Below are 21,036 nucleotides of genomic sequence, written 5' to 3' on the forward strand. Positions count from 1 at the left end.
TCGGGCGAACACGCCGCGAGGATGCGAAGGTGTGGCTGCGAGTGAGATGCGAACCTAAGAGCGACGCTCTTGCCTATACTCCGTCATTGCGAGCGCAGCGAAGCAATCCAGAGTCTTTCCGCGTGTGCAGTCTGGATTGTCTCGCTGCGCTCGCAATGACGATGCTGATGCAGCGGTGCGCCAAAGCTTCGGTCCCACACGCTGCCTACGCAACGCCTTCGCACAACTGTCATAGTCTCTAACGCCCACTAACCAACGCCCGACTTTAAACTGTCATAATCGCGCAACGGAACCCGCACCCGCGCGCTCTTTACACGCCGTTAAGCGCGGCTGCATTGGATGCGGCGGGAAAGTGCGTTGGGGACTGCCATGAGTGCCGCGAAGAAAGTGTCGGGAAAACCGGCCGGCGAAATGTTCGACGACATCCCGGTGCTTCGGCGCAAATGGCGGGCCGCCTTGAAGGCGGGCGAACGGCTGCCGCGCTACGAGGACGTGATGCTTGGCAGCCTGGGACGGCTCGCCGACCACATCGCGCTGCTCAAGGGCGACGGCGCGCTCGAACTGTCGCGCAGTGGACGCTACGTGCAGAAATGGCTCGGCGAAGAGCGTTGGGACATCCCGGTCGCCTCACTATCGCCCGATTGCGCCACCGCGCTGTCGGAAGCCGCGGCGAGCGCGCTCGCCAAAGGGCAGCCGCACCAGGCGAGCGCCTATTGCGTGCGCGACGGCATGGTCAGGACCTACGACGTGCTGGCGCTGCCGACGGCCTCGCGCTGGGGCGCGACGCTGGTCGGCGCCTACATCAATGAACGCGGCGTGCAATACAATCTCCTGGACGCGATCTTCGCTTCGACCGACGACGCGGTGGTCTCGCTGGCGACGCTGCGCGACGCGGGTGGCAAGCCGTTCGATCTCCAGATCGTGCACCACAACAGGAGTGCGGGGCTGCTGCTGAAGGCCGAAGGCGCGGATCTGTTGTGGCGCCGGATCGGCGAGGGAGATACGCTGCTGGCCTCGCTCGAGGTCTTGGAATTCCTGCTCAAGGCCGTCTCCGGTGGCCGCGGCGAGCAGCTCGAGATCGAGAGCGACGGACGGCATCTCCGGCTGAGCGCCACCGCGTTCGCCGACGTCGTCTCGCTGACGATCTCGGATGTCACAGTATTGAAGCGGCGCGACGCCTCGTTCCGCCTGCTGTTCGACAGCAACCCGATGCCGATGTGGGTGTTCGACGCCGCGAGCAAGCAGTTTCTCAGCGTCAACGACGCCGCGGTCCAGCATTACGGCTACAGCCGCGCCACCTTCCTGCGCATGAAACTGCACGAGATCTGGCCGCAGGACGAGTGGGACAGCCATGCCGAGGCGCTCGAACGCATCGGCGACAGCTATCACTCCTCGCGCAACTGGCGGCATCTGCGCGCCGACGGCAGCGAGATCGAGGTGCTCACCTTCGGCCGCCGCGTCGCCTTCGACGATCGCGATGGCTATCTGGTCGCGGTGGTCGACATCACCGAACGGCGCAAGGCCGAGGCGCGGATCGCCCACATGGCGCACCATGACGGGCTCACCGATCTGCCGAACCGCGAATATTTCCAGGAGCGCCTGAGGGAGGCGCTCGGCCAGGCCGCCGGAAAACGGGTCGGCGTGCTCTACATCGATCTCGACCTGTTCAAGAACATCAACGATTCCTTCGGTCATCCAGTGGGCGACCGCCTGTTGAAGGAGGTTGCCGCACGTCTGAGCACCGGGGTCCGCGGCGCCAATCTCGCGGCCCGGCTCGGCGGCGACGAGTTCGCGGTGATCCTGGCGGCCGACGTCTCGCCGAACGAGGCCAGCGCCTGCGCGGGCTTGCTGATCGACATCCTGAGTGCGCCCTATGAGATAGACGGGCAGGAGATGGTGATCGGCGCCAGCATCGGCATCGCGCTGTCGCCGGGCGACGGTACGACGTCGGAAGAGTTGATGCGCAATGCCGACATGGCGCTGTACAGGGCGAAGTCGGATGGCGGCTGCGTGCATCATTTCTTCGAGCGCGAGATGGATCTGCAGGCGCAGAAGCGCCGCGACATGGAGCTAGATCTGCGCCGCGCGTTTGCCAATGGCGAGTTCGAGCTGCACTACCAGCCGCTGGTCTCGATCGCCTCAGACCGCATCTCGGGCTTCGAGTCGCTGCTGCGCTGGCATCACCCCGACAAGGGCATGATCTCGCCGGCGGAGTTCATTCCGGTCGCCGAGGACATCGGCCTGATCACCCAGCTCGGTGAGTGGGTGCTGCGCGAGGCCTGCTCCGAGGCGGTGAAATGGCCTGTCGATGTCAAGGTCGCGGTCAATCTGTCGCCGGCGCAGTTCCGCAGCCGCAATCTGGTTCAGGTCGTGATCTCGGCACTGGCGCAGTCCGGTCTGTCGCCGAAGCGGCTCGAGCTCGAGATCACCGAGTCGATCTTCCTGGCCGAGACCGATGCCAATCTCGCCATTCTGCACCAGTTGCGCGAGCTCGGCGTCAGCATCTCCATGGATGATTTCGGTACCGGCTATTCCAGCCTCAGCTATCTCCGCAGCTTCCCCTTCGACAAGATCAAGATCGACCGCTCCTTCGTCAAGGATCTGGCAGGGCGGCCCGATTGCGTCGCGATCGTTCGCGCGATCTCGGGGCTTGGCCGCAGCCTCAACATCACCACGACCGCGGAAGGCGTCGAGACCGAGGATCAGCTCGCGTGGTTGCGCGCCGAAGGCTGCAACGAAGTGCAGGGCTTCCTGTTCAGCGCGGCGCGGCCCGCCGCCGAGATCGCGAAGCTGCTCGCCGATTTCGGCCAGCGCGCTTCACGGGCGGCGTAGCTCGGGCGGGTAGCAATCGTAGACCAGCGCCTTGAAGGCAGGCGTGATGCGGCTGCGCTCGTTCTGCGTCTGCTGCATCAGCAGGTAGACCATGTCGAGCTTGGGATCGACGCCGAAATAGGTGCCGCTCCCTGAGTCCCATTTCAACTCGCCGATCGACCCCGCCGGCGGCGGCTTGGCGTTGCCGGGATCGGTGCGCACGCCAATGCCGTAGCCATAACCAAAACCGTCGCCCGGGAAATAGAAATAGTCGCGCCCCACACCAGAGCCGGGGCCGACGTGATCGGTCGTCATGGCCTTGAACGCCGCGCTGCTTAAGTAACGCTTGCCCTCGAACTCGCCGCCATTGAGCAGCATCTGCGAGAAGCGCTGATAATCGGTGATGGTCGAGAGCAGGCCGCCACCGCCGGATTCCCATTCGGGATGGTCGAGGCGGTCGCGCTCGCCGGCGAGCAAGACCGGGTCGTTCGGCAGCGGCCGAGCCATCCGTGCGCGCTCCTCCGGGCTCTTCAGCGCGAATTTGGTGCTGTTCATTCCGAGCGGATCAAAAATGCGCTGCTTCAGGAATTCGTACAGCGTCTGGCCCGAGATGATCTCGATCACGCTGCCCAGCACGTCGGTGGAATGCCCGTAGCGCCACAGCGTCCCGGGCTGACGCGTCAGCGGCAGCTCGGCGATGCGGTCGGCGAATTGTCTGTTGTTGAAGGGGCCGTCGAAAATTTTGGCGGCGAGATAAACCTCCATGACCCACGGGGCGCCGATATAATCGTAGCTGATGCCCGAAGTATGCCGCAGCAGATCCTCGATGTTGACGGGGCGGACCGGCGGTTCGAGTTCGACCGTCGTTGGGCCACCGGGCTTGGTGGTCTCGATGCCCACCTTGGTGCCGGCGAAGAGCGGGATGTATTTCGACACCGGGTCGGTGAGCGCAGACTTGCCCTCGTCGATCAGCATCATCGCGCCAAGGCACGTGATGGGCTTGGTCATCGAGTGAATGGCGAAGATCGTGTCGGGCGTCATGGCGAGACCCGTCCTGGTGTCGCGCACGCCGAAGTTCTTCAGATAGACCGGCTTGCCATGCTGCTGGACCAGCACCACGGCGCCCGGCAGCCGCCCGCTCGTTACCTCGTCGTCGAAGTACGCTGTGATGCGGGCGAGCCCGTCGGACGACGGCGCGGGGATGTCGCCTGCGCGGCTTCGCGCCATGGTGCCGGCCAGCAGCGCGGCTCCGACCAGAAATTCACGACGCTTCATCCGGGCTTCCTCCCTTGCCGGGATCAAAGCCGCAAGACCTCGAAGGCGTCAACACGCCTTCGATTAAAATCGCGTCACGATTTCAGAAAGGACCGGTCGCGGACGGTCCTCGCTCGGCTTGGTCGGCTTGCCGATATGGACGAAGCCGGCGAGTTTCTCGTCCGGCTTGAGGCCGAGGCCATCCAGCACGTCGCGATCGAACGAGAACCAGCCGGTCAGCCAGCAGGCGCCGTAGCCGAGCGCGGTCACGGCCGTGACGATGTTCATGACGCTGGCGCCAGCCGACAATTCCTGCTCGAAGGCCGGCACCTTCGGATGCGGCTTGGTGAAGCTGACGATGCCGATCACCAGCGGCGCATCCGTGAGGCGTTTGCGCTCGGTCTCGACATCGGCCGCCGGCGCGCCGGGATTCTTCCGGGCAAACACCTTGGCGATCACCTCGCCGGCGCGCTGGCGCGCATCGCCCTCGAAGATGATGAAGCGCCAGGGCGCGAGCTTGCCATGGTCGGGCACGCGCGCGCCGATGGTGAGGATCGTCTCGAGCTCGGCCGGGGAGGGGCCGGGTCCGGACATCTCGCGCGGCTTGACCGAGCGGCGGGTCTTCAGGAGTTCGATGGCGTCGGGCACTGCAGTTTCCTCTTCGGCTGGTCGTCGGGCGTGCAGTCCCCACATAGGAATGCACGCCCGCAACCGAAAGCGAGTTTAGACCGATTTCAGAAGTCAGGCCGCCTCGCGCGCCCGCCTGACGTCGGGCGGGGTGGCCTCCTCGACCAGCGCGGCGATCGCCTCCACCGTCGTCATCACGTTCTGCCCGTCGCTGCCGAGCCGGCGGATCGAGACCGACTGCGTCTCGGCCTCTTTCTTGCCGACCACGAGCAGTGCCGGAATCTTGGCCAGCGAGTGCTCGCGGACCTTGTAGTTGATCTTTTCGTTGCGCAGGTCGATCTCGGCCCGAAGTCCCGCACGCCGGACCTGCTCCAGCACCTGCTTGGCATACTCGTCGGCTTCCGACGTGATGGTGGTGACCACCACCTGCACCGGCGACAGCCAGAGCGGGAAGTTGCCGGCATAGTGCTCGATCAGGATGCCAATGAAGCGCTCCATCGAACCGCAGATCGCGCGGTGCACCATCACCGGCGGCTTCTTGCCGCTGTCGTGGTCGATGTAGAACGCACCGAACCGTTCCGGCAGGTTGAAGTCGACCTGCGTGGTGCCGCACTGCCAGTCGCGGCCGATGGCGTCGCGCAGCACATATTCGAACTTCGGCCCGTAAAAGGCGCCTTCGCCCGGATTGATCTCGGTCTTGATGTGATTGTTCTGCGACTGGATCTCGCGCAGCACCGTCGCCATCACGCGCTCGGCGTGATCCCACATCGCGTCGGTGCCGACGCGTTTCTCCGGCCGGGTCGACAGCTTCACGGTGAGATCGCCGGTGAAACCGAAATCGGCGTAGGTCGACAGGATCAGCTCGTTGATCTTCAGGCACTCGTCGGCGAGCTGATCCTCCATGCAGAAGATGTGCGCGTCGTCCTGGGTGAAGCCGCGCACGCGCATCAATCCGTGCATCGCGCCGGACGGCTCGTAGCGGTGCACCACGCCGAACTCGGCGAGCCGCAGCGGCAGGTCGCGGTAGCTCTTCAGGCCATGCTTGAAGATCTGCACGTGGCCCGGGCAGTTCATCGGCTTCAGCGCGAACCAGCGCTTGTCCTCGGCCTCGTCGCCCGCCGACTGCGCCGCGAACATGTTCTCGCGGTACCAGCCCCAATGGCCGGAGGTCTCCCACAGCGACTTGTCGAGGATCTGCGGGGCATTGACCTCGCTGTAGTCGCCGGCCAGGCGCCGCCGCATATAGGCGATCAGCTGCTGGAAGATGGTCCAGCCCTTGGCGTGCCAGAACACGACGCCCGGACCTTCCTCCTGGAAGTGGAAGAGGTCGAGCTCGCGCCCGAGCTTGCGATGGTCGCGCTTCTCCGCTTCCTCGATCTGCTTCAGATAAGCGTCGAGGTCCTCCTGCTTGGCGAATGCCGTGCCGTAGATGCGGGTCAGCATCGGGTTGTTGCTGTCGCCGCGCCAATAGGCGCCGGCCACCTTCATCAGCTTGAAGGCGTTGCCGACCTTGCCGGTCGAGGTCATGTGCGGGCCGCGGCAGAGATCGAACCAGTCGCCCTGGTAATAGATCTTGATCGGTTCGTTGCCGGGAATGGCGTCGACCAGCTCGACCTTGAACGCCTCGCCCTTGTCGCGGAACACCTGTTTTGTCTTTTCGCGATCCCAAACCTCCTTCGTAAAAGGTTTGTCGCGCGCGATGAGCTCGCGCATCTTTTTCTCGATCGCGGCAAAGTCTTCCGGCGTGAACGGCTCGTTGCGGAAGAAATCGTAATAGAAGCCGTTCTCGATCACGGGGCCGATGGTGACCTGGGTGCCCGGCCACAGCGTCTGCACGGCTTCGGCAAGCACGTGGGCGCAGTCATGGCGGATCAGCTCGAGCGCGCGCGGATCGTCGCGGTTGATCAGCTCGATCCTGGCATCGGCTTCGATTGCGTCGTCGAGGTCGGAGACCACGCCGTCGAGCGCCATCGCGACCGTGCGCTTGGCCAGCGACGGCGAAATGCCTTTGGCGAGTTCGAGGCCGGTGATGCTCTTGGCGTATTCGCGCCGGGCGCCGTCGGGAAAGGTGAGGGTGATTTTTTCCGGCGGGGTCACGGGCCTCAAATTGCTGAGGCTGTACTGGAAGCCGGATTCGGACTTGGGCTGCTCGGACTTGGATTGGTCCTTGGATTGGTCGTTGGGCTGGTCGGTCATTGCATGTCTCCTGAGGCTCACTCCTGCGAACGAGCGCAGGTAAGCGGGAACGAGCGATATATCAGGCGATTCGGCCTGCGCAATCCGGCATTTCCAAGAAACAGGCGCGCAAAAGCCGGGGCGTTGCACGAACTATTCCGGGCAACGCCCTTTAACTGGTCGCAAGGCGGCTCTACATGCGTTTGCATGGAAAATCCACGCGCAGCCCGTTTCGCGCCAACCGCCCTGATGCTTGGCAATCTCGTCACCGGCTGCTCGGTATTGGCACCGGCCGGCATGCTGCCGGAATTGGCGACGGGGCTCGACGTCAGCATCCATGCGGCCGGGCTCCTGATCACCTTCGGCGCCATCATCCTGTGCATCGGTTCGCCGCTGACGGCCTGGCTCACCAGCCGGATCGAGCGGCGGACGCTGCTCACCACGACGCTGGCGGTGCTTGCTTTCGGCAATCTGGCCTCGGCCTTTGCGCCGGACTATGCAAGCCTCCTCGTCATCCGCCTGGTGATGCTCGCGGTCGGCGCGCTCTACACGCCGCAGGCCGCCGGCACGGCGGCGTGGATCGTGCCGGTGGAGCGTCGCGGCAGCACGATTGCCTACATCTTTCTCGGCTGGTCGCTCGCTGCCGCCGTCGGCCTGCCGCTGATCACCTTCATCGCCAGTCGCTATGGCTGGCACGCGGCCTATGGCGGAATCGGCGCGCTCGGTTGCGTCAGCTTGCTGCTGTTGCTGATGCGACTGCCGGCGGGCTTGAAGGGGACGCCGGTGGATCTGAAGACCTGGAGCGCGGTCGGTCGCAACAGGACGATCCTGCTTCTGCTTGCGATCACGATGTTGCAGATGTCCGGGCAGTTCGTGGTGTTCACCTTCATGGGGCCGTTGCTCAACAAGCTGGCCGGCGCAGGGCCCGATGCGATCGGCATGATGTTCGCTCTCTATGGTGTCTGCGGCTTCCTCGGCGTTGTCATCGCGACCCGTATCGTCGACACCTCGGGACCCTATCGCACCTCGCTGCTGTTCACCTGTCTGCTGCTTGCAGGAATCACGGGCTGGGCGCTCGGCGCCGGCACGCTCGTTTTGATGGCGGGTGCGGTCGCGATCTGGGGCCTCGGCTTTGCCTCGACCAATTCGATGCAGCAGGTGCGGCTGGTCTCGGCCGCACCGTCGCTGGCTTCGGCGACCGTCGCGCTCAACACCTCCGTGCTCTATATCGGCCAGGCGGTCGGCTCTGCCGTCGGCGGACTGCTGTTTGCCCGCGAGCTCCTGCACACGCTCGGCTTCGTCGCGGTCGGTTTCGTCGTGCTGGCGCTGATCCTGGTGATCCTGACCCGGCCCCGGCCGGCAACTTCCGCCCCGGCCTGAACGGAAGCGTGTTCGTGTGCGCAAGGTGCTTGGCAAACCGCGCGCCGGGAGGCTAGAAGGCCGGTCATGGGGACCAAAGAGGGTTGACTGAGATGAGGATGATTCTGGCGGTTGCCGCGGTGCTCTATTCAGCTTCCGCTTTCGCGCAAGCCGACAAGCCACCAATGATCGGGGACAAGCCGTTGGTGCAGGTCAAGCCCAAGGGCGCCAAGGCAGGGACCAAGGAGGCTGCGGCCAAGCCGGCTGCGGCGCCGAAGGGCAAGCCCCAATCGATCGCGGCGCGGCTCCAGGCCTGCCTCGACCTCGATGACGGCACCAAGGACCGGCTCAATTGCTACGACGCCGTGATCCCCCCGGCGCCAAAGCCGAAGCCGGCGAAGGCCAAGGGCTACGCCGATTGCCGTTTCTTCAAGGAAGAGGACGAGCGGCTGGCCTGCTTCAACGGCTTTGCCGAGAGCATTCCGAAGCTGCCAAAAACCTGAGGCCGATCGCAAAGTCTGGGAGCCGGACGGTTAGTCGCTGATCCGGCTCAGCACGGCCCTGAAGGCAACGCCCGGCAGCTGCAGTGCGGTGCCTTCGAATTCCGCAGTGTCGCCATCCTCCCGGCCCGCGAGCGTCAGCGTGATCCGGTCGAGACCAAACAGCGCCTTGAAGCACGGGTCGGCATTGTGGCGCTCGGTCGAGATCTTGACCTTGATGCGGTCGCCTTCGCCGGTGTAGGTGCCGATGAACGCGAAAGCGGAATTGCCGCCGCGCATCTTCCCCTCGGTCACATAGACGACGCCGCAACCCGTGCCGTGAACCGTGTGGAAGTCGACCTTGTAGAGTCCCTGATGCACTGCCCGTCCCCGCAGAATTCAAAATACAACTTGGCCGGCAAAGTATGATTGTTGCCAGTGGAAGCAATCCAGTCAGCCCCGGGACTGTCGGCCATCAACATCACATTTTGATCAAGGCTCGAGAGAATTGCGGGCCGTGCAGCCAAATGCCGCCGGGCGCAATGTCGCTACCGGTTCGATGCGGATGGATTGGTGGATGCCACGCGCGTGAGCGCGAGTGATGGCGTCGCCGACATCTTCACCAGTACGTCCTTGAGCGGATCCCGCGTCCACGCTCGGGTCACATAGTCGCGATGGGTGATGCCGTCCCCGGTTTCGACGAACACCACGCTGCCCGGACGTAAGGGGCCGTCCATGTCTTCGGAGACGGCGATGCCTTTCTGCCGCAGCGTGCTCATCAGCTCGCGGTCGCGCCGCGCGGTGTAGTGGGTGTAGGAACTGACGAAGAAGCCGGAGCGGTGGCTCTCGATCCATGAGGCGAACTTGTCCATTTCGCCGTAGACGGCGTCGAGCAGCACGACGCCGCGGACACGGTCGCTGATGCCGCCGACCTCGAGGCTCCAGGCCGTCGGCAGGAAGCCGCCGCTGTAGCCGACGATCACGATCGGCATATTGGCGAAGGCGCGGGCGCTGTTGGGATCGCCGGTGAGCCGGGCCAGATGGTTCGCAGATTCGTCCAAGAAGCGCTTGAGGCCGCCGGCCTGCCAGAACTTTCCGGCGCTGGAATCGGCGGCGTCAACCGCCATTTGCGGCGCAAGCAGGATGGCGTTGGCGCCGGAATCGGTGACCTGCTGCGGCACCAGCTGTCGGTCGCGCACGTCGCGCTCGAGTGTTGCGCCATTGCCGTGGAAGAACACCACGATCACGCCCGGCTTCCGCACGTCGAAATGTTCGGGCACGTGCATCAGGACGCGGTTATCGCTGTAGGTCTCGTCCTGCCAGAATACACGCCCGGAATAGCTGCGGTGGCCGCGGCGGTCGCCCTTGGAGATGTTGAGGAAAGGCGTGTCGGAGGCGGGGTTGTTGCCGAAATAGGGGAAGGCTGACGACTTCATGCTGACGAGCGTCGTCAGGTCCTCGCGTGGCGGCCGCTGGTAGGGGGCCTGCGGCGCGAGCGAGGCGACCTTGTAGGGCGCCTGCTCCGGCTGTGGCTGCTGCTGCACGGCGCGGTTGGGTGAGAAGTCCGACATCTGCCGTTGCAGAAAACCCTCGCTCGCGGATGGGAAACGCTCCCTGAACTGGGGCGCCGGGAAGCGATCCTCGAACGTGTCGCTGCTTGCGACTTGCTGGCTTGTCTTCGCAACGACCTGGACGTTGGTTTGGACGTTGGCCTGCGAGTTCGCCGCGAGCGCGGCCGGATTGGGCGCCTTGCCGCATTGAACCAGCGTCAGCGACAACGGCACCAAGGCAGAGATCAGAGCGATCCGAAGCGCACGACCGCGCGCGCCGGACGTTGTCCGGTCAGCACGAATGTCAGCTCTCAGTTTCGGAACTGCCCCGACCATCCACCCATGACCCCAAGTCATGACTACAAGTCCATCGGCAATCATTAGGCAATTGAGCCGATGGGCGTTTAGGTGACGTTAAGTGTCCGGAGAAACTTCCCCACATCCGGAACGCTCAAAAGGACCACGCAATCGTGTCGTGATTGTGGGGGAGGGAAGCGGGATGTCCCGGCGTTTACGAAAGTTTATTGCCCCGGACTGTGCATTAATGGTGCCTGAGTACCGATTTGTCCCGCCTCATTTAACCCTTGTTAACCCTGCTTGAATTGACTGGACCAAACTGCACGATGCTTCCCACGAGGCGTGACGCCCGAGTTGAGGACGGCGATGACGGCATCAGATGCGGGTACAGCGCCCTGGACCGGCCGGCTGACCGGAAGCGGGGCGGGGGTTTCCGTTCTGGTCGCAACCGCCATCGTCGTGGCCGACATGATCGGGGTCGGCGTCTTCACCAGTCTCGGCTTCCAGGTCAAGGACATTCCCTCGGGCTTCGCGATCCTGTTGCTGTGGACCGTCGGCGGCATCGTCGCGCTGTGCGGGGTGTTCTCCTACAGCGAGCTCGGCGCGATGTTTCCGCGCTCGAGCGGCGAATACAATTTCCTCGGCCGTGCCTATCATCCCGCTTTCGGCTTTCTCGCCGGCTGGGTGTCGGCGACGGTTGGCTTTGCAGCACCCGTCGCGCTCGCCGCGATGGCCTTCGGCGAATACGCCAAATCGGTCGTCCCCGGTGTGCCGCCGATCCCGCTTGCCATCGCCGTGGTGTGGCTGGTCTCGCTCGTGCAACTGACGGGCGTCAGGCACTCCTCGACCTTCCAGTTGATCTCGACCATCCTGAAGGTCGTGCTGATCGTTGCCTTCCTGGTTGCCGGTTTCATCGTCGGCGTGCCGCAGCCGATCGCCTTCACGCCGCAGGCGAGCGATCTCGCGCACATCGTCAGCGCGCCTTTCGCGATCGGACTCGTATTCGTGATGTATTCGTTCTCGGGCTGGAATGCCGCGACCTACATCATCGGCGAGATGAACATGCCGCAGCGGGACCTGCCGCGTGCGCTGCTCGCGGGCACGCTGATCGTGCTCGTGCTGTACGTCGCGCTGAATGCGGTGTTTCTCTATTCCACGCCGGTCGTCGCGCTCGCGGGTCAGCTCGACGTCGCCAGCGTCGCCGGCAGCGCGATCTTCGGTAATCTCGGCGGCCGGATCGTCGGCGCGATGATCTGTTTCGGCCTGATCTCCTCGATCAGCGCGATGATGTGGATCGGCCCGCGCGTGATGATGACGATGGGCGAAGACATACCGGCCTTGCGGGTGTTCTCGAAGAGATCAGTGCGCGGCGCGCCGGCCTATGCCATCCTGTTTCAGCTCGCCGTCGCCAATCTGCTCCTGTTCACGCGCAGCTTCGAGGCGGTGCTCGACTTCATCCAGTTCGCGCTGCTGTTCTGCTCGTTCTTCACGGTCGCCGGCGTCATCAAGCTGCGCATCACGGATCCCGATTTGCCGCGGCCCTATCGCGCCTGGGGATACCCTTTTACGCCGCTCGTTTTCCTGCTCGTGACCGCGTTCATGATGTACTATTTGTTGACCGAGCGGCCCTTGCACTCGCTGTCGGGAATGCTCGTCATGCTCTCGGGCCTGTTGATTTATGCTGTTTTCCGCAGGCGGCCGGTCGCCGCTGGCACTTCATCACATCGCGAATAGACATGTTTCGACCTCTGAGAATTGCGGCCGTCGCTCTCGCCATGCTGGCTGCGGCCGTCTCGTCCGCGCATGCTGCCGAGGCAACCTTCGACGACACCGCGCGCTTCCTCGCGGGCATGCAGCCTTCGGCGGATTCGCCGCTGGTGCCGCTCACGAAGGACCCGGGTTGGCAGCGCCACGCGAGATTCTTCGACGGCGCCTTCGCCCAGCTCGAGCAGCGCCAGCTCTCGAAGATCCGCAGCTGGGCCGACGTCAATCTGGCGGCGCCTAGGCCGACCATGTTTTATTTGTTCAGCGGCCCCGACTTCCTCTATGCCAACGCCTTCTATCCCAAGGCCAGCACTTACGTGCTCGGTGCGCTGGAGCCGGTCGGTGCGGTGGCTGACCTGACGCGATTGCCGCGCGGTTCGGTCGGCGCCGCGCTCTACAATGTCGAGCGCTCGCTCGGCTCGATCCTGAGCTTTTCCTTCTTCATTACCAAGCAGATGAAGGTCGATCTGCACGCCAATCAAGTCAACGGTACCTTGCCGATCCTCTATGTTTTCCTCGTCCGCTCCGGCAAGAGCATCCGCAATGTCGAGATGGTCGCGCTCGACGACAAAGGCGGGATACATGTCGGCATCGACAATCCAGGACCGAATGCGACGCGCGGCGCCCGCATCACCTTTGCCGGCCCCGACGGCGAAGCGCGCACGCTGTACTATTTCTCGACCGATCTCTCCAATTCAGGTGCACGCGCGGCAGGGTTCCTGAAGTTCTGCGAGACGCTCGGTCCCGGCAACAGCCTGATCAAGAGTGCGTCTTATCTGCTGCACTCCGGCAACTTCACCGTCGCGCGCGATTGGTTGCTCGCCAACAGCGCGACTATCGTCCAGGACGATTCCGGCATTCCGCTTTCGAACTACAACGCGCGGCAATGGCGGTTCTTCCCGTTCGGCCGCTATCTCGGACCGATAGGCGAATTTCCCGGCCGCTACCAGGAACGCTACGCTGCATTGTTCACGCGCGCCCAGCCGATCGATTTCGGCGTCGGCTACCGCTGGCGGATGCACGAGTCGAACTTGCTGCTGTCGGTGAAGGTACCGGGAAGCGAGACGGCGCCGGGCGCGGAGACCACCTCGTCCGCCGAGCCGCCGCCGAAACCGCCGCGTCCGAAGCGGCCCCGTCCAGCCGAGCCGGTCCCGCCGCCACCCGGACGCTTTTTCTGGTCCCGCTAAGCCTGGTGCCAAGGCCCGGCGTTACGCCGCCGGGCTCTGGGCGACGACGACCAGGACCTCCGCCTTCTGCCGGCCGAGGCTCCTGACCTCGTGCGGTGTCTCGCCTGAAAAATACAGGCAATCCCCCTTGCCGAGGACGAGTTCTTCGCCGTCGAGCTTGATCGCGATCTTGCCGTTGATAACGAACAGCAACTCTTCGCCCGCATGCGAGGCGCGCGTCGCCGATTTGTGCGGCGGGCTGAGGAGGAACGGCTCCATCATCTTGCGGGTGCGGCCGGTTGCCAATGGTACCACGCCAAAGGTGTCCTGAAACAACGGCACGTTGCCGCCTTCACGGCGGAACAGCGTGTAGCGCGGCGCGGGCTCGGCGTTCGGGTCGAAGAAATTCGCGACGTTGACCTCGAGCGCGGCTGCCATCCGTAGCAGGGCGGCGAGCGAAGGGATCTTCAGGTTGCGCTCGACCAGCGAGATATAGCCGCGCGTGAGATCACTCTGCCTGGCAAGCTGGTCCAGTGTCAGGCCCTTGGCGATCCGCGCCTGGCGAATATTGGCCCCGACGGCTGCCGCTTTGCTGACATCAAGCACGCATGAGTCTCCCGAACTGCTGATGTCTCTTTTGCAACAGATGTCGCCCGACTGCCAGTCCGACGGGGCGCGCGGTCCCTTCCGCCTAGGCGCAAGTGTATTCCAAAGGAAAACTCATGCGCGGAAATTTGGAGCAAGGGCGCGGATATTGTAAGCAGAGGCTCTGGTATATCGTATAAATCAGCTCAAAATCAGTGCATTCAGCGCATTCTGCCGCTCCGTGCGGCATTTGCCGCGTTCCGCGTCGTTGATTTCCAACAGTAAACATGATCGATTTTTACCGTCCGGGCTGCCGATGGGCTCCGTGGACAGAACCAACTGCTTCCCCTGGCGCCGGTACTTTTTGGAGAGATCGATGACCGTAGCAGACGACGTAACCCTGAACGTAGCGCCGGACGAGGCGGCGAGCTTGCGGCGGATCGTGTGGTCGAGCGTGATCGGCACCGCCGTCGAATGGTACGACTTCCTCATCTACGGCACGGCGACCGCGCTGGTCTTCAACAAGGTCTTCTTCGCTGCCGGCAATCCAACGCTCGCCACCATCGCGGCCTTCGGCACTTATGCGGTCGGCTTTCTGGCGCGACCGCTTGGCGCCGCGATCTTCGGTCACTACGGCGACCGGGTGGGCCGCAAGGCGATGCTCGCGATCACGATCATGGTGATGGGCATCGGCACCTTCCTGATCGGCCTGCTTCCGACCTATCAGCAGATCGGGATCGCCGCGCCGCTGCTCTTGATTGGCCTGCGATTCCTTCAAGGCATTGGCCTCGGCGGCGAATGGGGTGGCGCGGTGCTGATGGTGGTGGAGAATTGCCCGACGCACCGCCGCGGTCTGCTCGGCAGCATGGTGCAGGTCGGTAATCCCATCGGCAACCTCGCCGCGATCGGCATGTTTGCGCTGGTGGCGAGCCTGCCGGAAAGTGAGTTCATGTCCTATGGCTGGCGCATTCCGTTCCTGATCTCGATCCTCCTGGTCGGCGTCGGTCTCTACATCCGCCTCAACATGGAAGAGACTGTGGCCTTCCGTCAGGTCCAGGCCAAAAAGGAGGTCGCAAGTCTGCCGCTGGTCGAAATCTTCAGGCATCACCGCCGTCCTTTCTTTACCGCGGTCGGGCTGAAGATCTCGGAGATCGCCTATGCCAGCATCGGCGGCGTGTTCGTGATGTCCTACGCCACGGCGAATCTTGGCTTGTCGCGTACGGTGGTGCTGAACGGCGCCTTCGCGGCATCGCTGGTCGCACTGCTCGCCATTCCGCTGTTCGGCTGGCTGTCCGACATCGTCGGCCGCAAAAAGATGTTCTATGCGAGCTGTCTGTTTTCGGCGCTGTTTGCCTTCCCGCTGTTCTGGCTGCTCAACACCCGCGATCCCACCATCGTCATCTGCACCATCGTGGTCGCGATTACTTTCGGGCAGATGGTGATGTTCGGCATCGGCGCGCCCTGGTATTCCGAGCTGTTTTCCGCGCGGCTGCGCTATAGCGGCGCCTCGCTCGGGTTTCAGGTCGGTGCTGCCATCAGTGGCGGATTGACGCCGCTGATTGCGGCGGCTCTGATGGCCTGGAGTGGCGGTGCCACTTGGCCGGTGTCGCTGCTGCTGATTGGCTGCGCCGCCATCACGGCGACCGCGACCACGTTCGCGCCGGAAATGGCGAACAAGGAACTGACCTGATCCCGCGGCGCGCCGCTGCTGGCGGCGCGCCATCGCTTCTCACAAGGATTTTGTCATGCTCGATGAGATAGACGCCGGCTCAGCCGATAGTACAGCACGCCTCGGCTGGTCCGGCTTGGTCCGCTTCCTCCATCTTGCTCCGCGCGCGTTTCTGCCAATGCGCGCGATGGAGCAGCTCGTTCTCGTCGCCGGCCAAGGGATCGAGGGCGACCGCTACATGATCGGGCGCGAGGAAGGATTTTATTCGCACAAGCCCGAAGAGGGCCGGCAGGTCACCCTGTTCGAGCTCGAGACCTTGGTCGCGCTCAAGCGCGACGCGGGAATCGAACTCGGTCCCGAGGAGCATCGCCGCAACGTGACGGTCGAGGGCGTGCCGTTGAACCACCTGGTCGGCCGCCGCTTCTGGTTAGGTGAGACCTTGCTGGAAGCAACCCGATTATCGATTCCATGCCGGCACATCGAGGAGATCACCGGCAAGGCGATCTTCGATCCGCTCATCAACCGCTCGGGCCTCAACTGCAGGATCTTGCAAGGCGGCATCGTCAGGGTCGGCGACACCGTGCGGAACGCGGCATGAGCGCGCGGCCCATAACGACAATCAAGACGGTTGTCGCCGGCATCGAAGCGGCTGGTACGGGGATCAAGGTGTTCACGCTGGCCGATCCCGACCGTTGGGACCTGCCGCCGTTCAAGCCTGGCGCCCACATCGACCTGCATCTGCCGAACGGTCTCGTGCGGACCTATTCCCTCTGCAACGAGCCCGCCGACAACACGCGTTACGTCATCGCGGTCAAACGCGAGGCCGATGGGCGCGGCGGTTCGCGCGCGCTTCACGACGAGGTTGGCATAGGCGACGTCATCGGCGTGTCACTGCCGCGCGGCGGGCTGGAGCCGGGTGCGGACATTGCGCGCCATGTGTTCGTCGCGGGTGGCATTGGCGTGACTCCGTTCCTGTCGATGGCACGTCACCTCCTGCGGATCGGCAATGCAGACTTTGTGCTGCACCTCATCGTGCGCGAGGAGGTGCCGCTTGCCGCACACCTCGCGCCGCTGATCGAAGCGGGGCGTGTCGTCGTGCACCGCACGTCCAGGGCTGGGCGTCCGGATCTGGCGTCGCTGGTCGGAGAGGTTGGCGTGCAGACGATGGTCGCCTGCTGCGGGCCGGAAGGCATGACCGACGAGTTCGAGGGCATGACCGCAGCGTGGCCCGCAGCCAACGTTCACATCGAGCGTTTCGTCGCGCCGCCACCGATGATCGACCCCGACGCCAAGCCTTTCGTGCTGTCGCTGGCGCGTACGGGGACGGAAATCCAGGTTCGCGCCGGCCAGACCATGCTGGCCGCCTTGCATGAAGGAGGCATCGATATACCGACGTCCTGCTGCGGCGGCATCTGCGGCGCCTGCAAGGTCGGCTGGATCGAGGGCAAGCCCGTGCACCGCGATCGCGTCCTGTCGCCGTATGAGCGCGAACGCTTTCTCATGGTCTGCGTCGCCGGATCGAACGCGGACCGGCTGGTGCTGGACCTCTAAGTCTAGCCTACCAGTGCACGCTCTGGCTCGGCACGATGAACGCCGTCGTGCTTTGGGGCGTGGCAAGACTCGTCGTCAGATACCAGCCGGAGCCGACGACGAGCACCAGCAGGGCGATGATGGCGAGCATGTCGAGGGTTCTGGGATCGTGGCCTCTCGGACCACCTCGGGAATCCGGTCCAAGCCGGAGCCGAAAATGAGGGCTGATTTTCCAGCGCATTGTTGTTTCCTCCCGCGGGAGCATGAACTCAACGCGAGGGAGGAATTTCGGTTCCACTCAAGGTAGCAACGCGTGATGCGCCGCATCAATTGTTAGGATGCGTTGACGCCGCGCCAGCGGCCGTAGCGCCAAGGCAGATACCAGCACGAAGCTTGCGGTGCGGTGAGGGGCACGTTGTCGATGCCCGAGGTGCCGAAGGGGTTGCAGCGGAGCAGGCGCGCCAGTGTCATCCAGCCGCCGGCCCACAGCCCGAACCGTTCGATCGCCTCGTCGCCATAAACGGAGCAGGTGGGCAGGTGCCGGCAATTGTAGCCGACCAGCGGCGAGAGCGTGTGGCGGTAGAGCCAGATCAGCGCGCGGCCGAATCTGCGCGGAAGCCGGACCGCGCCCGCGACGGGATTGGAACAGTGCTCGCAGGCTGATTGCTTCATGGGCGCTTTGCTGAGATCGTGGGCGAGGTTTTGCGCGGTTCCGACGCAGGGAACTGTAAGCTGTTGTTTGTGCGTCATATTTTGCATGCTTTTTGGGAGCAGTGCAGCAAGTGCCTATGGACGAGCTGTATTCCCCGGGATACCATTTTTGTGACGTTCATGTGAGACTCATTGGAACGTCAGAACGGGGCTTGGCTGAGTCGGCTCGCCGTAAGGCTTGGGACTTGGGGAAGGGACCAGTTTGAAACTTCTGAAGGTGCTCAAACTTCGCGGCTGGTTGCTGGTGGGAACCGCTGCTTGTGGTGTCGTGTTGGCTGGCGCCGTCGCGACGCTCGGGTCGTCGGCCCGAGCCGGTGCTGCACTCGAAGAGCGCAAGCTGCCGATGAAGTTCGGCTGGGTCGCCTGCGAACCGAATTGCCGCGGATGGGTCAGTGCAGTCGGCATCATCACCGCCGATACGCCCAGGGACTTCGAAGAGTTTTCCCGCGGGCGCCAACTCGGCGGCGCCACCGTGGTGCTCGATTCCAGCGGGGGTTCCGTCAACGACGCGATCACGCTCGGCCGGCGTTTCCGCAATCTCGGACTTCTGACCACGGTCGGCATCAGCCTTCAGAACCGCAGTGGGCAGTCGGCCCGTCCGGCGGTCGCGCCTGAGGCCTATTGCGAATCCATGTGCGTGTTCCTGTTGCTGGCCGGCAAGAAGCGCTACGTGCCGGAAGCGGCCCATGTCCGGGTTCATCAGATCTGGATGGGCGATCGTGCCGACGATGCCAAGGCGGCGAGCTACAGCGCGCAGGATTTGATGATCGTGGAGCGCGACATCGGCCGGCTCGCCAAATACACGTTCGACATGGGCGGTGCCGGCGATCTGCTGTCGCTCGCGCTCAGCATCCCGCCCTGGGAAGATCTGCACGAGCTCGATGCAGGCGAGCTCAAGCTCACCAATCTCGTGACGACGGATCTCGTGGCCGACGTGCTGCCGCATGTCGACATCTCCGCGCCGGCAATGGCGGAGCTTGCACCGAAGACCCAGGCGAGGTTCGGTGCGGAAGAACCGGAGCAGCCCGCCAAGTCGACCAAGACGGCGGAAGCCCTGGTGCCGACGGGCGGCGTGGCCACGCCGGTCGCGGCGTCGCAGAAGTAGCCTCGAATCTCTGATCTCATTGCCGGGCCCAGCAACGAGCCCGGGATCGGCCTCCGCAATCAGCCTCCGGACTCATCCTTGCGCCGTAGCCGGCTGCTTCGCCTTGGCCTCGATCTGGCCGATGGCATCGACCACGGCATCGAAGGTCAGGAGCGTCGAGGCGTGGCGCGCCTTGTAGTCGCGGACCGGCTCGAGGAACTTGATCTCTTCCCATTTGCCTTCAGGAGGCGCGCCGTTCTCCTTCAGCATCTTGCGAACAGTCTCGCGTAACTCACGGAGTTCGCTCGCAGTCGATCCGACGATCCGACTTGCCATGATGGATGAAGAAGCCTGTCCCAGCGCGCAGGCCTTCACGTCATGGGCGAAGTCGGTAACCTTGTCGCCCTCCATCTTGAGGTCGATCTTGACGGTCGAGCCGCACAGCTTGGAGTGGGCGGTGGCGGTGGCATCGGGATCCGGCAAGCGCCCGAGCCGCGGAATATTCCCGGCCAGTTCGATGATCCGCTTGTTATAAATGTCGTTCAGCATGTGATGGAGTCCAGCAGGATCGGCCTTGGCGTGCGCCGTCCACGGCCCTATATAGGGTCGGAACTGGCGGAAAAACAGTCCAGCGCAGTAGCAGTGGTGTGATCCAGAACCGTGCTGCCGGCGTTATAGTTGCAGACCTTTTCGCCAAAACTGTTCTCTCAGGCGTCCGGCGGTTCGCCGCCCCGTCTGCCGGTGACACTCCGGCCGCAAGGCCGTCGAACGGAGTAGACATGGACGCTACCATCAAATCCATCCGCCCCAACAAGCCCTCCGACCGGCAGCCCGACAGCCGCCCGGCGGAGCTTGATCCTTCCGAATTCCTCGCCGCCGCCGTCCGTGCCGACCAGCCGCGCCCTGCGCGCGCCGAGGCCGAGCAGGCGGTGAAGACGCTGCTCGCCTATATCGGCGAGAACACCAACCGCGAGGGCTTGCTCGACACGCCGCGCCGCGTGGTCGAGGCTTTCGACGAACTCTATCAGGGCTACCACCAGTGCCCGGCCGAGGTGCTCGATCGTACCTTCGGCGAGACCGCCGGCTATGATGATTTCGTCCTTGTGCGCGACATCGAGTTCACCTCGCAATGCGAGCATCACATGATGCCGTTCTACGGCAAGGCGCACATCGCCTACACGCCGGTGGAACGCGTGGTCGGCCTGTCGAAGCTTGCGCGCCTCACCGACATCTTCGCCCGCCGGCTCCAGACCCAGGAGCACATGACCGCGCAGATCGCGGCGGCGATCGACGAGAGCCTCAAGCCGCGCGGCGTTGCCGTGCTGATCGAGGCCGAGCATACCTGCATGTCGGTGCGAGGCGTCGCCAAACATGGCGCCTCCACCTTCACCAGCCGCTTCACCGGCATGTTCCGCGACAATCCGGCGGAGCAGGCTCGTTTTCTGTCCCTGGTGCGAGGCCTGCAGCGCTGACCTCGCGAACTGACCGGCGAGGGCGTTGTGTCCGCTCACTCCCATGAGACCGAGGAAGGTCTCGCCTTCCTTCCCAGATTCGACGCGGCCGGTCTCGTGACGGTCGTCGCGACCGACGTCGCCACCGGCGACGTGCTGATGGTCGCGCACATGAATGACGAGGCGCTGCGCAAGACCATCGCGACCGGCGAGGCCTGGTACTTCAGCCGCTCGCGCAATGCCTTGTGGCGAAAAGGTGAGACCTCGGGTCAAACCCAGCGCGTGGTGGAGATCCGCACCGATTGCGATCAGGATGCGGTCTGGATCCGCGTCGAGCAGATCGGCGCGGCGTGTCACACCGGTCGCCGCTCCTGCTTCTACCGCAAGGTCGAGGCCGAAGACGGCGGCGCCAGGCTCGTCTTCGTCGATGCGGACAGGCTGTTCGATCCGGACGCGGTGTACAAGAAGTAGCCCTGCCGTCACGCGGAGGGCGGGCGGCGGAATTAACCCCGAATTAACCATAC

At 64.0% G+C, this 21,036-nt stretch carries 20 protein-coding genes; 11 read left to right on the forward strand and 9 right to left on the reverse strand.

Features of this window, described 5'->3' with window-relative positions; genetic code table 11:
• Positions 1-369 precede the first annotated feature (369 nt).
• The gene (locus C7G41_RS22785) at positions 370-2,832 is read left to right on the forward strand and encodes a bifunctional diguanylate cyclase/phosphodiesterase (protein ID WP_106944613.1); all 2,463 of its coding nucleotides are present in this window, start codon (positions 370-372) and stop codon (positions 2,830-2,832) included.
• Here the strand turns inward: C7G41_RS22785 and C7G41_RS22790 are convergent.
• The 3 genes from C7G41_RS22790 to thrS form a co-directional block, all read right to left on the reverse strand.
• Entirely contained in the window at positions 2,818-4,086 is a 1,269-nt protein-coding gene (locus C7G41_RS22790; protein ID WP_106944614.1) for a serine hydrolase, read from the reverse strand. The genes C7G41_RS22785 and C7G41_RS22790 overlap by 15 nt on opposite strands.
• Before the next feature lie 63 nt (positions 4,087-4,149).
• Positions 4,150-4,713 carry a nitroreductase gene (locus C7G41_RS22795; protein WP_199198544.1) on the reverse strand — a complete coding sequence of 188 codons (564 nt, stop codon included), beginning with the start codon at positions 4,711-4,713 and terminating at the stop codon, positions 4,150-4,152.
• 93 nt (positions 4,714-4,806) lie between these two features.
• On the reverse strand, positions 4,807-6,888 hold the full coding sequence (gene thrS, locus C7G41_RS22800; RefSeq protein WP_199198545.1) for a threonine--tRNA ligase: 2,082 nt from the start codon (positions 6,886-6,888) through the stop codon (positions 4,807-4,809).
• 186 nt (positions 6,889-7,074) lie between these two features.
• Between thrS and C7G41_RS22805 the strand changes: the two genes are divergently transcribed.
• Positions 7,075-8,247, forward strand: coding sequence for an MFS transporter (locus C7G41_RS22805; RefSeq protein ID WP_106944617.1), 1,173 nt, complete (start codon positions 7,075-7,077; stop codon positions 8,245-8,247).
• Between the two features lie 92 nt (positions 8,248-8,339).
• Positions 8,340-8,729, forward strand: a complete 390-nt coding sequence (locus tag C7G41_RS22810; RefSeq protein ID WP_106944618.1) for a hypothetical protein — start codon at positions 8,340-8,342, stop codon at positions 8,727-8,729.
• Positions 8,730-8,759: 30 nt separating this feature from the next.
• Here C7G41_RS22810 and C7G41_RS22815 read toward each other — a convergent pair whose 3' ends face one another.
• Both C7G41_RS22815 and C7G41_RS22820 read right to left on the reverse strand, forming a co-directional pair.
• Positions 8,760-9,086: a GrlR family regulatory protein gene (locus tag C7G41_RS22815; protein WP_106944619.1), complete on the reverse strand. Its 327-nt coding sequence runs from the start codon at positions 9,084-9,086 to the stop codon at positions 8,760-8,762.
• A gap of 167 nt (positions 9,087-9,253) precedes the next feature.
• Entirely contained in the window at positions 9,254-10,591 is a 1,338-nt protein-coding gene (locus tag C7G41_RS22820; RefSeq protein WP_199198546.1) for an alpha/beta hydrolase, read from the reverse strand.
• 327 nt (positions 10,592-10,918) lie between these two features.
• Here C7G41_RS22820 and C7G41_RS22825 point away from each other — a divergent pair, with 327 nt between their 5' ends.
• Both C7G41_RS22825 and C7G41_RS22830 read left to right on the forward strand, forming a co-directional pair.
• A complete protein-coding gene (locus tag C7G41_RS22825; protein ID WP_106944621.1) occupies positions 10,919-12,286 on the forward strand; it encodes an APC family permease in 1,368 nt (455 codons plus the stop codon).
• A 2-nt stretch (positions 12,287-12,288) separates the two neighbouring features.
• Entirely contained in the window at positions 12,289-13,503 is a 1,215-nt protein-coding gene (locus C7G41_RS22830; RefSeq protein WP_106944622.1) for a hypothetical protein, read from the forward strand.
• 21 nt (positions 13,504-13,524) lie between these two features.
• Here C7G41_RS22830 and C7G41_RS22835 read toward each other — a convergent pair whose 3' ends face one another.
• The gene (locus C7G41_RS22835; RefSeq protein WP_106944623.1) at positions 13,525-14,088 is read right to left on the reverse strand and encodes a helix-turn-helix domain-containing protein; all 564 of its coding nucleotides are present in this window, start codon (positions 14,086-14,088) and stop codon (positions 13,525-13,527) included.
• Positions 14,089-14,443: 355 nt separating this feature from the next.
• Here C7G41_RS22835 and C7G41_RS22840 point away from each other — a divergent pair, with 355 nt between their 5' ends.
• Genes C7G41_RS22840 through C7G41_RS22850 form a run of 3 tightly spaced genes read left to right on the forward strand, consistent with a single transcriptional unit; the run spans position 14,444 to position 17,287 of the window.
• Positions 14,444-15,757 carry an MFS transporter gene (locus tag C7G41_RS22840; RefSeq protein ID WP_106944624.1) on the forward strand — a complete coding sequence of 438 codons (1,314 nt, stop codon included), beginning with the start codon at positions 14,444-14,446 and terminating at the stop codon, positions 15,755-15,757.
• Positions 15,758-15,812: 55 nt separating this feature from the next.
• Entirely contained in the window at positions 15,813-16,334 is a 522-nt protein-coding gene (locus C7G41_RS22845) for an MOSC domain-containing protein (protein WP_106944625.1), read from the forward strand.
• A complete protein-coding gene (locus tag C7G41_RS22850) occupies positions 16,331-17,287 on the forward strand; it encodes a PDR/VanB family oxidoreductase (RefSeq protein WP_106944626.1) in 957 nt (318 codons plus the stop codon). The genes C7G41_RS22845 and C7G41_RS22850 overlap by 4 nt, the downstream gene beginning before the upstream one ends.
• Before the next feature lie 7 nt (positions 17,288-17,294).
• Here C7G41_RS22850 and C7G41_RS22855 read toward each other — a convergent pair whose 3' ends face one another.
• On the reverse strand, positions 17,295-17,507 hold the full coding sequence (locus tag C7G41_RS22855; RefSeq protein WP_106944681.1) for a hypothetical protein: 213 nt from the start codon (positions 17,505-17,507) through the stop codon (positions 17,295-17,297).
• A 92-nt stretch (positions 17,508-17,599) separates the two neighbouring features.
• Complete coding sequence (gene yidD, locus C7G41_RS22860) at positions 17,600-17,938, reverse strand: membrane protein insertion efficiency factor YidD (RefSeq protein WP_106944627.1); 339 nt, start codon at positions 17,936-17,938, stop codon at positions 17,600-17,602.
• A gap of 241 nt (positions 17,939-18,179) precedes the next feature.
• Here yidD and C7G41_RS22865 point away from each other — a divergent pair, with 241 nt between their 5' ends.
• Complete coding sequence (locus C7G41_RS22865) at positions 18,180-19,082, forward strand: hypothetical protein (RefSeq protein ID WP_199198547.1); 903 nt, start codon at positions 18,180-18,182, stop codon at positions 19,080-19,082.
• Positions 19,083-19,154: 72 nt separating this feature from the next.
• Here the strand turns inward: C7G41_RS22865 and C7G41_RS22870 are convergent, their stop codons facing one another.
• Positions 19,155-19,610: an iron-sulfur cluster assembly scaffold protein gene (locus C7G41_RS22870; protein WP_106944628.1), complete on the reverse strand. Its 456-nt coding sequence runs from the start codon at positions 19,608-19,610 to the stop codon at positions 19,155-19,157.
• A 230-nt stretch (positions 19,611-19,840) separates the two neighbouring features.
• Here C7G41_RS22870 and folE point away from each other — a divergent pair, with 230 nt between their 5' ends.
• Complete coding sequence (folE, locus tag C7G41_RS22875) at positions 19,841-20,533, forward strand: GTP cyclohydrolase I FolE (protein WP_085361751.1); 693 nt, start codon at positions 19,841-19,843, stop codon at positions 20,531-20,533.
• A 27-nt stretch (positions 20,534-20,560) separates the two neighbouring features.
• Positions 20,561-20,983, forward strand: a complete 423-nt coding sequence (gene hisI, locus C7G41_RS22880) for a phosphoribosyl-AMP cyclohydrolase (protein ID WP_106944629.1) — start codon at positions 20,561-20,563, stop codon at positions 20,981-20,983.
• The last annotated feature ends 53 nt before the right edge of the window (positions 20,984-21,036 follow it).

It is taken from the genome of Bradyrhizobium sp. MOS002, from assembly GCF_003020115.1.
Lineage (GTDB): Bacteria > Pseudomonadota > Alphaproteobacteria > Rhizobiales > Xanthobacteraceae > Bradyrhizobium.